The sequence below is a fragment of the Sinanaerobacter chloroacetimidivorans genome (genome assembly GCF_018128545.1).
GTDB classification, from domain to species: Bacteria; Bacillota; Clostridia; order Peptostreptococcales; family Anaerovoracaceae; genus Sinanaerobacter; species Sinanaerobacter chloroacetimidivorans.
The window spans coordinates 266,019-280,935 of sequence record NZ_JAGSND010000001.1 but is presented as its reverse complement, the minus strand read 5'-3'; the positions used below and the strand labels follow the sequence as shown (position 1 = coordinate 280,935).

The 14,917-nt window shown below is 42.8% G+C and carries 12 protein-coding genes; 1 reads left to right on the top strand and 11 read right to left on the bottom strand.

The features are described from left to right. Positions 1 to 5 precede the first annotated feature (5 nt). Genes glgD through glgB form a run of 3 tightly spaced genes read right to left on the bottom strand, consistent with a single transcriptional unit; the run spans position 6 to position 4,241 of the window. On the bottom strand, positions 6 to 1,133 hold the full coding sequence (gene glgD / locus KCX82_RS01415; RefSeq protein ID WP_227016646.1) for a glucose-1-phosphate adenylyltransferase subunit GlgD: 1,128 nt from the start codon (positions 1,131 to 1,133) through the stop codon (positions 6 to 8). Further along, a complete protein-coding gene (locus KCX82_RS01410) occupies positions 1,130 to 2,365 on the bottom strand; it encodes a glucose-1-phosphate adenylyltransferase (RefSeq protein ID WP_227016645.1) in 1,236 nt (411 codons plus the stop codon). The genes glgD and KCX82_RS01410 overlap by 4 nt, the downstream gene beginning before the upstream one ends. A gap of 4 nt (positions 2,366 to 2,369) precedes the next feature. Continuing rightward, positions 2,370 to 4,241 carry a 1,4-alpha-glucan branching protein GlgB gene (gene glgB, locus KCX82_RS01405; RefSeq protein ID WP_227016644.1) on the bottom strand — a complete coding sequence of 624 codons (1,872 nt, stop codon included), beginning with the start codon at positions 4,239 to 4,241 and terminating at the stop codon, positions 2,370 to 2,372. Between the two features lie 110 nt (positions 4,242 to 4,351). Here glgB and KCX82_RS01400 point away from each other — a divergent pair, with 110 nt between their 5' ends. Then, complete coding sequence (locus KCX82_RS01400; RefSeq protein ID WP_227016643.1) at positions 4,352 to 5,884, top strand: zinc-binding metallopeptidase family protein; 1,533 nt, start codon at positions 4,352 to 4,354, stop codon at positions 5,882 to 5,884. A gap of 136 nt (positions 5,885 to 6,020) precedes the next feature. Here the strand turns inward: KCX82_RS01400 and KCX82_RS01395 are convergent, their stop codons facing one another. The 8 genes from KCX82_RS01395 to KCX82_RS01360 form a co-directional block, all read right to left on the bottom strand. Continuing rightward, positions 6,021 to 6,896: a DUF4846 domain-containing protein gene (locus KCX82_RS01395; protein WP_227016642.1), complete on the bottom strand. Its 876-nt coding sequence runs from the start codon at positions 6,894 to 6,896 to the stop codon at positions 6,021 to 6,023. Between the two features lie 138 nt (positions 6,897 to 7,034). Continuing rightward, positions 7,035 to 7,961 carry a ribonuclease Z gene (locus tag KCX82_RS01390; protein ID WP_227016641.1) on the bottom strand — a complete coding sequence of 309 codons (927 nt, stop codon included), beginning with the start codon at positions 7,959 to 7,961 and terminating at the stop codon, positions 7,035 to 7,037. A 202-nt stretch (positions 7,962 to 8,163) separates the two neighbouring features. Continuing rightward, positions 8,164 to 9,084: a carbohydrate kinase family protein gene (locus tag KCX82_RS01385; RefSeq protein ID WP_227016640.1), complete on the bottom strand. Its 921-nt coding sequence runs from the start codon at positions 9,082 to 9,084 to the stop codon at positions 8,164 to 8,166. Next, the gene (locus KCX82_RS01380) at positions 9,084 to 10,460 is read right to left on the bottom strand and encodes a family 4 glycosyl hydrolase (protein ID WP_227016639.1); all 1,377 of its coding nucleotides are present in this window, start codon (positions 10,458 to 10,460) and stop codon (positions 9,084 to 9,086) included. Before KCX82_RS01380 ends, KCX82_RS01385 begins: the two co-directional genes overlap by 1 nt. A gap of 9 nt (positions 10,461 to 10,469) precedes the next feature. Further along, positions 10,470 to 11,279 carry a carbohydrate ABC transporter permease gene (locus tag KCX82_RS01375; protein ID WP_227016638.1) on the bottom strand — a complete coding sequence of 270 codons (810 nt, stop codon included), beginning with the start codon at positions 11,277 to 11,279 and terminating at the stop codon, positions 10,470 to 10,472. Between the two features lie 12 nt (positions 11,280 to 11,291). Further along, positions 11,292 to 12,161 carry a carbohydrate ABC transporter permease gene (locus tag KCX82_RS01370; protein ID WP_227016637.1) on the bottom strand — a complete coding sequence of 290 codons (870 nt, stop codon included), beginning with the start codon at positions 12,159 to 12,161 and terminating at the stop codon, positions 11,292 to 11,294. Positions 12,162 to 12,333: 172 nt separating this feature from the next. Next, positions 12,334 to 13,617, bottom strand: coding sequence for an ABC transporter substrate-binding protein (locus KCX82_RS01365; protein ID WP_227016636.1), 1,284 nt, complete (start codon positions 13,615 to 13,617; stop codon positions 12,334 to 12,336). A 176-nt stretch (positions 13,618 to 13,793) separates the two neighbouring features. After that, complete coding sequence (locus KCX82_RS01360) at positions 13,794 to 14,798, bottom strand: LacI family DNA-binding transcriptional regulator (RefSeq protein ID WP_227016635.1); 1,005 nt, start codon at positions 14,796 to 14,798, stop codon at positions 13,794 to 13,796. Positions 14,799 to 14,917 lie beyond the last annotated feature (119 nt).

Here is a 14,917-nt window from a genome sequence, read left to right as displayed (position 1 = left end):
ATCACCTATACGATACTTAATTTTTCTATCACGACAGGATAGGTTTCATGACCTGCCAGCTGTCGGCTTTCACGAACGATAACATCCTTATCCAGGATAACATGATCCAAAGCTACATACCTCATAATTTCAGTATTCTGCATGATAATGCTATTTTTCACAATGGCACCCTTGCCGATTCTCACTCCTCTGGAAAGGATGGAATTGATCACGGTTCCTTCAATCCGGCATCCATCCGATATGATGGAATTCTCCACCTGACATCCGGCGCAGTACTGAGCCGGAACACTATCCTTTACCTTTGTGTATACCGGCAGTTCAAAAACATTTTTTCTCATTTCTTCCGATAACAGGCTCATATTGGCCTTCATATAGCCTGTAACACTGCTGATTTCAAATAAATACTTTTTATATTCATACCCTTTGATATTCAGACTGCCGGCAAGCCGCTGAATGATATCGCGGTCAAAATCATATCTGCCGTAGGACATGGCGTCTGCTACCAGAGATTCCAGTAATGATTTCCGGATCACATAAATGCCAAGGCTCCAGGATACATTCTGAGGATAGGTGTCTTCCGTATTGAAGCTTACCTCGAATACTCGTTCCTGATCGTCCATACGCATGATGGTAACCCCTGCGGGAACAATTTGACTGCCATTGATGGAGTTCGTATAGACAGCGGTAATGTCCGCATTCCGTTCCATATGACTTTTCAGGATATCCTGATAATCCATAGTGCAAAGAATATTGCTGCCTGATAAAATGACGTATTCTGCCATGGAGCGTTTAATGGAATGCATATTTTTTGAAAGGGCTTCCAGGGTCCCGCGGTAAATTCCCGTATCCGTGGAGCCGGGATTGGATAAAGGAGAAAGAATTCTTAGTCCCCCTCTTTTTCTTGTAAGATCCCATTCTTTCCCGGATCCCAGGTGGTCGATAAGAGAATGGTAATTGTTTCTTGTTATAATGGATACATCATAAATATCGGAATTTACAAAATTGGATAAAATGAAATCAATAATTCTGTATTTTCCGCCGAAAGGCAGAGAGGACAGGGTTCGCAGCTTTGTCAGTTCTCTTAGATTCTCTCTGTCAGAATAAGAAAAGATAATACCTAATACTCCGCTCATATTTTCCCCTCCATTCTCTTTACATCCTTCTCAATCATAGCCCCTGCCGGTATGACGGCGTGGTCTGAAATCACAACATTCTGACCGATCACAGTGATTTCTCGATGATTTACATCAGATTCCGGCTGATTCGTTTTGGAGTCGCCTAGTCTGACATTGCGGCCAATTTTGCAGTCATTGGCAACGATGGTATATTCCACTACCGTATCACAACCGATTTCTACTCCCGGCATAATGATGGAATTGCTGATGACAGCTCCCTGCTGTACGGTCACTCCCGGGAAAATAATGCTGTTTTCTATTTTTCCATGAATGCTGCAGCCTTCGGAAATGCTGGCATTATATAGTTTTGCCCGATTTCCGATATATTGCGGCGGTAAAATAACATTACGGGAATAAATTTTCCAGGGAGGATCATTTAACTCGATAGGAACGTCGGGATTCAGCAGATCCATATTGGCCTCCCAAAGGGATTCTACCGTTCCTACGTCTTTCCAATAGCCTTTGAACTCATAAGCATACAGGCTTTCTCCTGCTTCCAGCATATCGGGAATGATATTCTTCCCAAAATCATTTTCCGAGCCTTTGTTTTGTTCATCCGCAATCAGATAGGTTTTCAGCTTATCCCAGCTAAATATATAGACACCCATGGAGGCAAGCGTACTTTTAGGTTCCTTCGGTTTTTCTTCAAATTCATAGACTTTAAGGTTTTCGTCGGTATTCATTACCCCAAATCTACCTGCTTCCTCCAGAGGAACGTTTAAAACCGCGATGGTACAATCCGCTTGTCTTTCCATATGATAGTCCAGCATCATGGCGTAATTCATCTTATAAACATGGTCTCCCGACAGAATGAGTACATATTCCGGATGGTGCATCTCGATAAATTCCATATTTTGATAGATCGCATTCGCTGTACCTTTATACCACTCTCCTTCTTTCCCTTTTACATAGGGAGGCAATATGGTAACCCCTCCAAAATTGCGATCCAGGTCCCAAGGCTGGCCGTTGCCGATATAGGCATTCAGCTCTAATGGACGGTACTGGGTAAGCACCCCAATGGTATCGATACCGGAATTAACACAATTCGATAAAGGGAAATCGATAATTCGATATTTCCCTCCAAAGGGTACCGCCGGTTTGGCAACATGATTTGTGAGAACCCCTAATCGGCTTCCCTGCCCACCTGCCAAAAGCATGGCTATCATTTCCTTTTTCTTTGTGTAGGACATTCGATCACCTCCAATAAACTGTCGATAGGCCCGGAAGGTCTACCTCAATAGAATATTTATACCCATTATTCTCGATTTCCTCAGACATGATTGTTTTTTTCAGCTTATGATCTCCTCCATATTGAATATCCCCGGAGTCGAACAGCAGTTGATAGCGCCCTTTTCGGCTTACTCCGACTCTGTATTTTTCTCTTTTCACAGGAGCAAAATTGCAGATGACGGTGATATCTCTCCCTTTTTTATCGATTCTCCTGAATGCAAGAATATTATTTTCTGCTTCATCAGGCTGAATCCATCGGAATCCATCCCAGCTGTCATCCAACTCCCAAAACGGGGAATTGTTTTTATAGATGTGATTTAATTCTTTTATAAAATAATAAAATTTTTGGTGATCCTCTGAATCAAAAAGATACCAGTCCAGCTCTCCCTCAAAATGCCACTCGGAAAATTGAGCAAACTCTCCTCCCATAAACAGAAGCTTTTTTCCGGGATGTGCGAACATATAAGCATAATAAGCCCGCAAATTTGCAAATTTTTGATTATGATCCCCGGGCATTTTGTTGATTAAAGATCCCTTCATATGGACAACTTCATCATGTGACAAGGGCAAGATAAAGTTTTCAGAAAAAACATAGGTCAGTGAAAATGTAAGATTACGATGAAGTTCTTTCCGGAAATAGGGATCTTGTTTCATATACCTCAGGGTATCATTCATCCAGCCCATATTCCATTTAAAATTAAAGCCCAAGCCTCCTGCATGCACCGGCTTTGTTACCATAGGCCAGGCTGTGGATTCTTCAGCCACCATGAGAGCATAGGGATAGCTCTCGAATACGGTTTTGTTTAGATCCTGAAGAAAGGATACGGCTTCTAAATTTTCTCTGCCGCCTTTTACATTGGGACGCCATTGCCCGTCCTTCCTGCCGTAGTCGAGATAAAGCATGGAAGCCACGGCATCCACTCGGAGTCCGTCGATATGGTATCGGTCAAACCAGAACATGGCATTGGAAATTAAAAAGCTTCTGACTTCATTTCTTCCCCAGTCAAAAATCATAGTACCCCATTCTTTATGCTCACTTTTTAAAGGATCCTCATATTCATAACAAGGACTTCCGTCAAAGCGATAAAGGCCGTCGGCATCTTTGGGAAAATGGCCCGGTACCCAGTCCAGTATGACCCCTAAGTCAGCCTGATGGCAGGTGTCTACAAAATACATAAATCCTTCCGGGGTTCCATATCTGGAAGTCGGTGCATAATAGCCCATAACCTGATACCCCCAGGAACCGTCAAAGGGATATTCGGAGACAGGCATCAATTCCAGGTGGGTATAACCCATCTCCTTTACATAAGGAATCAATTCTTCAGCCAGTTTATAGTAATCAAAATAGTTTCCGTCTGCATACCTTCTCCAGGAGCCCAAATGGACTTCATAGATATTCATAGGAGAACGATAGGGCAATATTTTTTTTCGTTTTTCAACCCAGGCTGTATCCTTCCATTCATACCGATCCAGAGGATAGGTCTTGGAGGCGGTACCTGGTCTCGTTTCCATATGAAAAGCATAAGGATCCGTTTTGGCAAACTGATTTCCCTGCTCGTCTTCAACAATATACTTATACAGAGTGTATGCCTTGACATCCGGAATAAAGATTTCCCATATCCCTTGGCCAGTGATTCTTTCCAATGGTGCTTTGCCGAAATTCCAGTTATTAAATTCACCGGACAGGAATACCCTTTTCGCTTTGGGAGCCCAGACTCGAAAAATATATCCTTCTTCTCCGCCTCTTTTGCTGGGATGAGCACCCATCAGTTCATATGCCTTTGCAGCCGTGCCCTGATGAAATAAATATACAGGTAATTCCAGTTCTTTTTCCATGGCAGTAACCCCCAAAATTGTTATCTTTTACTTTGTTACCCGGATTCATTTGAAATATGCTATAATTATATGTTATTATCATAACGAAAGCAATATTGGGAGGAAGATATATGAAACGTTTATTAGTTATCGCTTTAGTTGTAAGTATGATTGTTACGATGTTCACAGGCTGCAATGTGAAAGAAGAAAATAAAATAGATGATGAAACGATCCGTACGGCAATTCTGGAAGAATTTATGAGTCTAAGTGAAATACCAAGAGAATCCGGTCATATCCGCCCCATCAGCTCTTATCTGAGATCCTGGGCAAAGCAGAATAATTTTACCGTTATTAGGGACAAATCAAATAATGTTATCATCGATAAACCGGCAACTCCGGGCTATGAAGACGCCCCCACTACCATACTGCAATGCAATATGGATATGTTGTGTGCAACCACAGAAGGCATTTATTTTGACCCGTTAAATGATCCCATCAAAATAACAGATAACGGAGACACCATGACTGCTGAAAACACCAGCTTGGGAGCTGACAGCGGCATTGGCATTTCCACAGCCTTATATGTATTGAAGAATGCAAAGATGCATGGCCCTCTCCGCGTAATTTTTACCGCCGACGGGGAAACTACGATGGCAGGTGCGCAAAAACTGAATGCCAAGTATTTGGATGGGGACTATCTGATCAATCTTGGATGGGATACGGTGAATTCTATCGGCAACGGAAGCGAAGGCACCAATGCGTATACCATGTCCAGAGCCATCAATTGGACAGCACCTAAAAATGTCATCCCTTACGAAGTTTCTATAAAAGGGTTAAAAGGCGGCGAAGCTGAAAGTGAGATCAATAAGGGCGGCGCCAATGCAATCAAACTCATCGGGGAAGCGTTGGCCAAAGCTCAGGGTGAAGGTGTTCTTCTGGAGCTTGGTGCCTTTAATTCCGGCACCTCGGGTGATACGATTCCCATTGATGCAGTCGCTTTAGTCATTATCAACGAATCTGATAAAAAGAAATTTGAAAATACGATGAAATCGGAAATAGATGCGTTTCAGCATGATTATGGCGATGTAGAGCAGAATGCCGTATTTTCCTATTCCCAATCCGTAATGCCCGATAAGGTTGTTTCCTGGGACGACAGCAGCAGTATCTTAAGCTTTGTCTATGGCGTGCTCAATGGTGTACAGACAACCACTGCCACCGGAGATGCAGAGAGTTATACAAACCTGGGATCGGTATCCACCTATACCGGTAGTTTTATTGCGCAAGTTTTTGCCGGAAGTTCTTCGGAAAAAGGAGCACAGGAAATTACCAGCGCACATGAAGCCGTAAGCAGTATGTGTGACTTGAAATACAACATTTGGGAACTGACTCCCAGATGGCCTGAGAATCCCGACAGTGACCTGGTAGCAAAGCTTTCAGAAATAAATAAAGCTTTATATGGAGAAGAAATCGGCGGCAAAGCACTGACCCGTGAAACGGAATGCGGATGGTTTGCACGTAAAAATCCTGATTTAAAAATTGCATCTATAGGTCCAATGATCCTGCATGCAGGCACGACAGAGGAAACTTTGGAGCTGAGTACCGTAACAAGACCGGCTACCGTCATACTTGCATTTTTGGAGCAGATGAAAGAATCCACTAATTAAATACTAAATCCATCCTAACATATTAAGTTATCCTGATAACTGACATGGGCATTTGAAAATTAGATGAAACAGCTGTTGATCTAATTTCCAGATGCTCCTTTATTTTCTCTTATCGTATTCATCTGAATGTCAGTATTCAATTAGGGTAGGTTCTTAAGCTGCCCTCTTCAAAAGTCCATTGCGGCGTTTTAAATGGATAGGTTAGTTCAGAAACGTAATACCAAGGATCCTCTTCATGCAACGGATTTTTCAGAACATGAATTTCTTGTGCAGGCATATAACTTTGAGCTAATAAAAATGCGATATCTCCTTCCTGGTTGCCGACGATATCAATCACCATTACGCCATGTCCCGGACTCCCGCCTTCAATAAACAGGTCACCCGGCTTAATATCATTGATATTATCAACTGGAAAAGTTTCCTTTTCTACCGAAAGCGTACCGGCATAGGCAAAAACCATATCAAGATATCTCCGAAGGTTTTCGTAACTCTCATCTGCCCCGGCACTTTCCTTCAGATAGGTCTCATTTCCCTGAACAACCAGACGATATCCATCTTTCCATTTTCCGTAGGGCAGATAAAATCCATTGGTCAGATGAAAACCAATGGATTCATAATCACCTTTTGCATAGAAATATTCGGCGCGCAAACGAATGATAGCATCTGCACATTGCTGCAGGTCTCTGCTGCCGATATCCATGTCAAGCACTGCAGCCTGGGCTGATTGATTCCCTTTCTCGCTGCCGTCATATAACAGAACCCTGCTTCCGTCAGGCTTGAGTTTCAATTCTCTAAGAAAAGCAGTTACTGTGTCGGCAGGCGCCGGCAGCCTTTCATACCCTTTAGGAGGAAGAAACCGGCTTTCCACAGTATCGCCTTCTTTATTGATTTCATAATTTGCGGTAACATCGACTATAGGTTCTCTCTCAGGGGGGATGGTATTGTCACTGCAGCTTAATAACAGACTGCAGATAAGAAAAAGGGACAGTAAACTCACGATAATCTTCTTCAAAGCAACTTCTCCTCTCACGATTCAAATATCCGTGGATAAATACTTACAAACTTACATAATTTCATAATTAGATAATTACAGGATTACATCTTTTAGGATTCTATATTCCTTTATTTATTATGAATGTCTTTTTATCTATTATGAAAGTTCTTTTTCCGAATGATATGAAATGTGTCTCCACATCCTATCTTCACCGCATTTCGTATTCGAAAAAATTTTTGCCGCTGTTTCCAGAAAGTCCTCCGGATGACCTAAAGAGGGACTATAATGAGTCAGCCACAGCTCTTTTGAGTTGCTTTCCCTGGCTAATTTGGCTGCATCGGAAAAGACCATGTGTCCTCGTTCTCTTGCTTTCCCGATAAGTGAATCATCACCATACATTCCCTCACAGATCAGCAAGTCCGAATCCTTGGCAAAAGGAATCAGTGAATCAGTCTGTCTGGTATCGGTAATGTAGGTGATTTTAATCCCTTCCCTGGGTTCTCCTAAAACCATTTCCGGTATATATTTTTTATCCTGATGGACAATGGTTTCACCTCTTTGAAGCTTTGACCAGTATTTCACAGGAATTTCATAGGCGATAGCATTTTCAACAAGAAATTTACCTGCCCTGTTTATTTGCAAATTGTAAGCAAGAGAAGGAATCAGATGCTCTCCCGGGGTGCTGTTGATCATGATCTCTCCTATTTTCCAGCAGGCAGCAGCCTCAACCGGCAGCTCCTTTAAAATAACCTGAAACGGTAATTCCGGAGCGATAATGGTCAATGCTCTCACGACGTCAGCTAGAGGAGGCGGCCCTAAAATCGTAACGGGTTCCGTTCTTCCGCTGTTTCCCATGGTCATCAATAATCCCGGCAAACCGGCGATATGATCTCCATGGTAGTGTGTGATGCAGATGGCTTCAATGGCTTTAAAACCCCATCCCATACGGCGTATGGAAACTTGTGTGCCCTCACCGCAATCAATCAGGATCATTTTCCCGTTATATTTATAAAGCAGTGCCGTTAAACTCCTGTCAGGAAGAGGAACCATTCCTCCGCAGCCAAGGAGACAAACATCTATCATCTAAAACCTCCGGATTTCTTTATCTTTTTAAACATATTATACCTCTGCCGGAGGCGAATATGAAATAAATTCTACGATTTCCCCGTTTCCCAGATTACAAAGCGATTCTATAGTTTATATCACAGAAAAGACCTTACCAGGAGCTTTATGATCTCCGGTAAGGTCTAAGGTACTCTGATTGCAGAATAAACGATGTTGGATTTTATTCCTGATTATATTTTTTATAATAGTCTAACAGCTGCTCTTCATTGATCTGTGCCGTCAGACATCCTATTTGGCTCACGCAATTTCCTCCGGTAATATTTCCAAGTGCAACGGATGCTTTTGTATCATACCCTTTATAAATACCGTACAGGAAGCCTGCGAGAAATGCATCCCCGGCGCCTGTTGAGTCAATTTTTTCAAATTGATCTGCTGCTTTGATATGAAGAGTTTTACCATTTTCCTTCATGATACAGCCGTTACTGCTAAGCTTCACAATAGGAGAAGGCAGATACTCAGCAAGGATATCCAGTGCCTCTTCCGGCGTTTTGGCCCCTGTTATTTTAGGAGCCTCCTGTTCGTTGGGGGTGAAATAATCTACGTAAGGGAAAATATCCTTGTACCAGTCAAAGTTTAAATCATCATGCCAGAAAGAATCCATTACAAGTATGGAACCCTCCTTTTTCAACCGTTTCCAGACATCATCATAACCCAAAGTGATATAAGCAATCCGGCAGCCCTTATAGAGTTCATAGACCTGACTTTCAGAGGCAAAGAAATGCTTTAAATCGTTGTTTTGAGGCTGATAGCTAACAAAGCTCCGGTCTTCCGGAGTTGATATGACACTGGTTATAATCAAAGGCTCCAGCTCTTCCCCTTGATAAAGATCCACATAATTTACACCGTATTCATTTAACTTTTCCTGTGCAAACTGACTGAATCTGCCCTTTCCCAGAAAGACACCGAGCTTAGACGGTACTCCCAGACGATGAAGGGTGGTTATCGTAGCAGTAGGCCCTCCCCCAAGTTCCATAGAAAAACCCTTTGAAAAAATCTCTTCTCCAAGCTTTGGCAACCGCTCTACTTCACTGTAAATCAAATCGATACAGATCTTCCCCATAGATACAATTGTATTTTCCATTATGCCCTCCAATCGTCAAAGCCGTTGACATTCAAGTTCAAATAATCCGTAATGAGCGCCTTCGCCAAAGAGTATGAGTTGATCAGCGGATGAACCATGAGAGCCTCTATTGCCAGATTTCTGTCTTTTTCCAGTATGCTCCGGGCAGCCATTCTCTCATATAGCTTCATGGTCCGGATCAGTTCTACAGCGCTTTCGGGAAGTTCTTTCATTCCCTTTTTTGGGGTTGCACCGGAAGGGCCTATACTGCAGGTCACTTCCACAACGTCAGAATCTCTGAGCCATTCCACAGTGCCTTGATTCGGCACCGATAAAACCATTTCCGACTCTTTGCCTGCAATCTTTGCCTTGATAAAAGCCAGTGCAATACCGGCATAACCCCCATCCTCCCTGCTGTACAGGTCGAACAGCGGCGCCGCCGATTCATTTCGTTTGACGGAAGATTCTGTGGCCATATAACTGATTTCCCGTTCATGATTATATTTAGAGTAGATTTCAAGCATTCGGTCAAAATCTTTTTCTGCATTGCATTGCTTTAGTTCTTCAAACATTCTTTCATTGATACCCATGATGGATTCACCCCGGGTGCTCCCCTTTCGGAGAATATTGGCAACAGCTTGTTCCCGGTAATAAAAATAGTAGAGGTATTCATTGAAAAGCATGCCCCATTTTTGAGGAAGATCAGGTTCGAAATACCGCATATCGGTTTCCGTATAGAGCAGAGGATCTCGTAACAGTTCTGCTGTAATATCCTCCCCTTTTTCCCTGACGGACGTAAAATAGCTGAGGTGATTTAATCCAAAGACGTCCATTTTATAATCTTCCGACTGACCTTTTCTTACATTTGCAATCTGTCTTAGAAACCCGGAAGGAGCGTCGCATACTCCGTAAACAAAATCGTACCCCAGATCTCTCATGGCCTGGGTAACCAACCCTGACGGATTGGAAAAGTTAAAGACCATAACCTCTTTTTTTGCATATTGGCGTATCAGACTGCAGTATTCTCTAAGTACCGGAATGGTGGATACGGCCATGGCAAACCCTCCGGCTCCGGTTGTCTCCTGTCCCAGTACACCGTGCTTCAATGCTATTTTTTCATTCTGAACTCTGGAAGAATCTCCTCCCACTCTGACGGTGGTAATCACATAGTCAGCATTGGAAATAGCTTCTATTGGATCCGTTGTACAGGAAACCCGAACGTCAGGATCTATCAAGGATGCTGCTTTTTGAGCCATTCCTCCAAAAATCCGCAATCCTTCCTGATGACAGTCCATAAATACAATTTCTGAAATACTTAAGCTTTTTGCTTGCTGCAGCAGGCTTTTAGCCAATATCATGGCACGGGAGCCGCCTCCCCCTAATATACAAAGTTTCATATCCTACTCCTATCCTTTTACCGCTCCTGCTGTGAGTCCTTCAATAATTTTTTCCTGGAAGATGACAAAGATCAATATGCTTGGGAAGATGATGATCACCACCGCAGAGAACATCGCGTTATAATCAAAGGCAAACTGTGATGTAAAGTAATTCAGTGCCAAAGGTACGGTTCTTGCGCTGTGGGATGCCGTAAGCGTCAAGGCATAGAGAAATTCATTCCAACAGAAAATGAAATGCAATATGCCTGCCGTAATCATCCCAGGACTGGTCAGCGGTAAAATCACTCTCTGATAGCACTGCAGGAACGTAGAACCGTCAATAAATGCGGCTTCCTCCAGTTCTTTCGGTATCGTCAGGAAAAACGCTCTGAGGATAAAAAAGGACATGGGTAAATCCAGCGCCGTATATACCAGGATGAGCCCCAGCTTTGTATCATATAATCCTAGAAAGCTGATGATGGAATATACAGGCATAATCAAAGCGGTTATCGGCAAAAGAAGTGCAATGCTCATCATAAAAACGATGGGTGTTTTCAGTTTGAACTCAAAGCGTGTGGTTGCGTAAGCCGCCATACTGGAAATGATAATATTCAGGAAAGTACTGACAGTAGCGATTATGACACTGTTTACCAAATATTGACCCAGAGGAGCTATTTTCAATGCATTACCGTAACCCTCCAAAACGATTTCAGAAGGAAGGGAAAGAGGATTATTCAAGATCTCACCGTTTGCTTTTAAAGACAGCATGATTACCCATAAAAATGGAATCACTGAAATTAATGCAATACTGGTTACGTACGTGTAGCCTTTTACTTTCATACTGTCTCCTCCCTACTCATTGCCTGCGATTTTGAATACTTTGCTTATGATATAGATTAATATCAGGCCTAAACCGATCAGTATGGTACCGATCATGTTGGCATATCCGAAGTTGTTCTGCACAATGGAGGTATTATACAGGTACAGCGGCAAACTCATGGTTTCCGTTCCCGGGCCTCCTTTAGTTGTCAGATAAATCAGTTCAAATTCTTTTAATTTTGATGTCGCCGCAATAATCATACAGGTACCGATGACATTTCTAAGCTGCGGAATGGTAACGTACAGGTCTTTTTGCCACTGGCTGGCACCATCCAAATCCGCCGCTTCATAAAGAGAATGCGGGATGGTTCCGATTTCCGTTAAAACCAATAGCATAATCAATCCTGCAAATATCAGCCAGGTTAAAGTGACAGACACAAAGGCTGTGTTGGGATCAAAGAACCAGTTTCGTGCCCATTCCTCCAGATGAAGGAATTTCAGCAGTGAGTTCAGAAGTCCGATTTGGCCGTTGAATACCATCAGAAATATAAATCCTAAAGCGGAGGCCGATATCATATTAGGAATGACGAAAGCCGTTCGAAGTACTTTCCAGCCTTTAAATTTTCTTGAAATGATAATGGCGAAGCTTACTCCTATGACCACATGGATTGTGGACTGCAGCAATATCCAAATGATTGTATGTTGAAATGAGACAATGAACTCAGGATCGCTCAATGCCGCAATATAATTGTCAAATCCAATAAAGGTGATGTTGCCGGAGAACCCTTTCCATTCAAAGAAAGAAGTTCCGATTACAATCATTACCGGTACCAGCAGAAACACCGCAAAGCAAAGAATCAATGGTGCAGAAAACAGGTAGAGCCAGATTTTATTCTTCTTCAATGTGACACCTCAATTTATGACCTGCCCGCATGATCTGCGGCAGGTCCTCCGATTAGAATAAAGTAACTGTCACCCAGAAACCGGGCGGCTCTGTCCCCCGCCGGCCCTTTCGATAAGGGACAGGCCAGAGCCGCTCACGTCTGGGATTATGGACGGAAAATGAAAAAGCTGATTAATTCTTATTTGCCGCATCCGTTAATGCCTGAGCAAACTGTTCCGGTGTAATGCTGCCTGCAGCAAGCAACGGATATTGTCTGTCAAGTTCAGATATAACGTTGGAATACCATAAACTCTGATAGTTTCCATAAACCTTGGCAGCCTGATTCTGGAGTTCCACAATCTCGCCAAGCAATGGATTCGCATCAATTACAGTTTGAGAAATTTCAACATTTTTATTGGCAGGGATAGCACTGTACATTTCAACGGCCTTCAACTGCATATCTTCTCTGGTTATGAACTTCAGGAATTCTACGGCAGCATCCGCATGTTCTTTGTCTTTGGATCCAATCAGATATCCAGGCATGGATCCGGAGAAGATACCGCCTTCCGGATAAAGGGCTGTACCGATGTTGCTGACAAACTCTTCTCCGCCTTTGGCATAGAAATCACCGATCATCCAAGGACCATTTGCAATCATAGCGGTATTTCCATTAAGGAAATTATTGGCACCATTTTCATATTTACCGCCAAGGGCATCCTTGGTCGTATAATTCAGAAGCATCTTTTGTACATAATCCGTTGCCTTAATGAAATCGGCAGAATTATAATCCTTCGGCATGGATTGGTTCGTCCATTGATTGCTTTCATCGGAGAAGGTTCCTACCATGCTGTTCAGCCATAATGAGGAAAGCCATGCAGAGTCTAAAGTATCCATGGAAACAGGAGTTACACCTGCCGCCTTTAACTGTTCCAGCTGCTTCATAAACTCATCCCAGGTTGCTGCAGGAGCAGTAATTCCGGCTTTCTCAAAGAGTTGTTTATTATAAAAATATGTAATTGGCTGTCTTTCCACCGGTACTCCATAGATTTTGCCGTCTCTGGAATTGTACTCGATGTCATCCTCAAAGAATCTGGAAGCAAAGTCCTGATCCGCATCAAAGTAAGGGGTTAAATCCACCAAAGCATTGGCGGCCAATGCATCGTCCATCAGATTATATCCGCCTGTAAATACCAAATCCGGCAGATCTTTCATAGAGATATAAGTTTTCATTTTGTCAACATAGGCTTGATCTCCAGGAATTTCTTCGATATCCAGAGTGATTTTTCCTGCATATTCTTCATTGAAGGCTTCGATTACAGAAGCAAACCAAGGAGCAGATGCATTCACACCAACCTGGAAGGTGGCTAGTCTGATGGTTACAGCTCCGTCACTTCCTTCTTCCTTCTTGCCTTGGCAAGCTGTGAATAAAGAAAGAACAAGAGCGATACAGAGTAATACAGCGAGCAATTTTTTCATATCATTTTCTCCTTTATCTCCTCAAAATATAACTTATATCTATGTAAAGCTATAGATATCAATAGGTCAGTTCGGGAAAAGGTTTTCCTAAACTCCAAAAGAAATCCCCAAAAAATCCCCGGGACTTCACAAATCAAACTACCTCTCCACGCTATTATCTAACGATGAATGATCTGCTATTCCTCTCCTCTTTTCAGAACAGACTCCCGTTCTACGATGGAGTGTTTTAAAATCATAGGGGTAATCTCCTCATCCTTGCCTTCGATCAGGGTAATGGCTAATTTAGCAGCTTCTATACCGATCTCTTGAATGGGTTGATGAACCGTAGTCAGCTTTGGCCGGACCACCTGACTTAAGTCGATATCATCAAAACCGATGAGCGAAACATCTTCCGGAACACGCATACCGTGATCCAGGATATAGTCCAAGGCTCCGACCGCAATTTCATCACTGACACAGAATACTGCCGTAGGCGGCACGGTAAGCTGCATCATTTGTTCCATCGCATGATATCCGTCGGCAATACTGCAGGTACTCTGGATGATGTAATCCTGATTGACAGAAATATTCTTTGCCCCCAGGGCTCTGCAATAACCCTCTTTTCTCAAAATTCCAAGAGCGATCCCTTCCCCGTGAATCAAACCGATTCGGTCATGCCCGTTTTCGATCAGGTAGTTTGTCGCATCCTGTGCTGCCGCAACCTCATCAATTCCCACAAAGGGGATCGATACTCCTTCTACCGGAACGCTGGCAAAAATCAGCGGAGTTTTGCTGTTCTTCTGAAATTTTGAAAGATCTTCCTCTGACGTTTCATGCAATAGGATAATGGCATCTACATGGCGTTCCAGCATAAGATTTAAATATTTCTGCTGTTTTTCCAGACTGCGGTATACATTGCAAATGATGACACCGTAATCTGCCGAAGCAGCACATTCCTCAATGCCGGACAGAAGCTTTGAATGAAAGGAATCAGACACATCGGGAACCACGACGCCAATTAAATTGGTTTTATTTAAGATAAGGCTCCGGGCAATGCTGTTGGGTTTATAATTCATTTGTTCCACAGCATCACAAACTCGTTTCTTCAGTTCGGGACTAACGGGCTTCGAGCCGTTCATCACTCTGGAAACTGTTGAAATGGATACGCCGGCTTTCCTGGCAATCAATTTGATATTGGCCATCTTCATCCTCCCTTTCAGCTTTGATTATATAGGAAAACATTTTCCTGTCAAGAATTATTAGGAAAATGTTTTCCCCAAAATGATTTCCAATTTTATGAAGCTGATTTGCCGTCAAACAG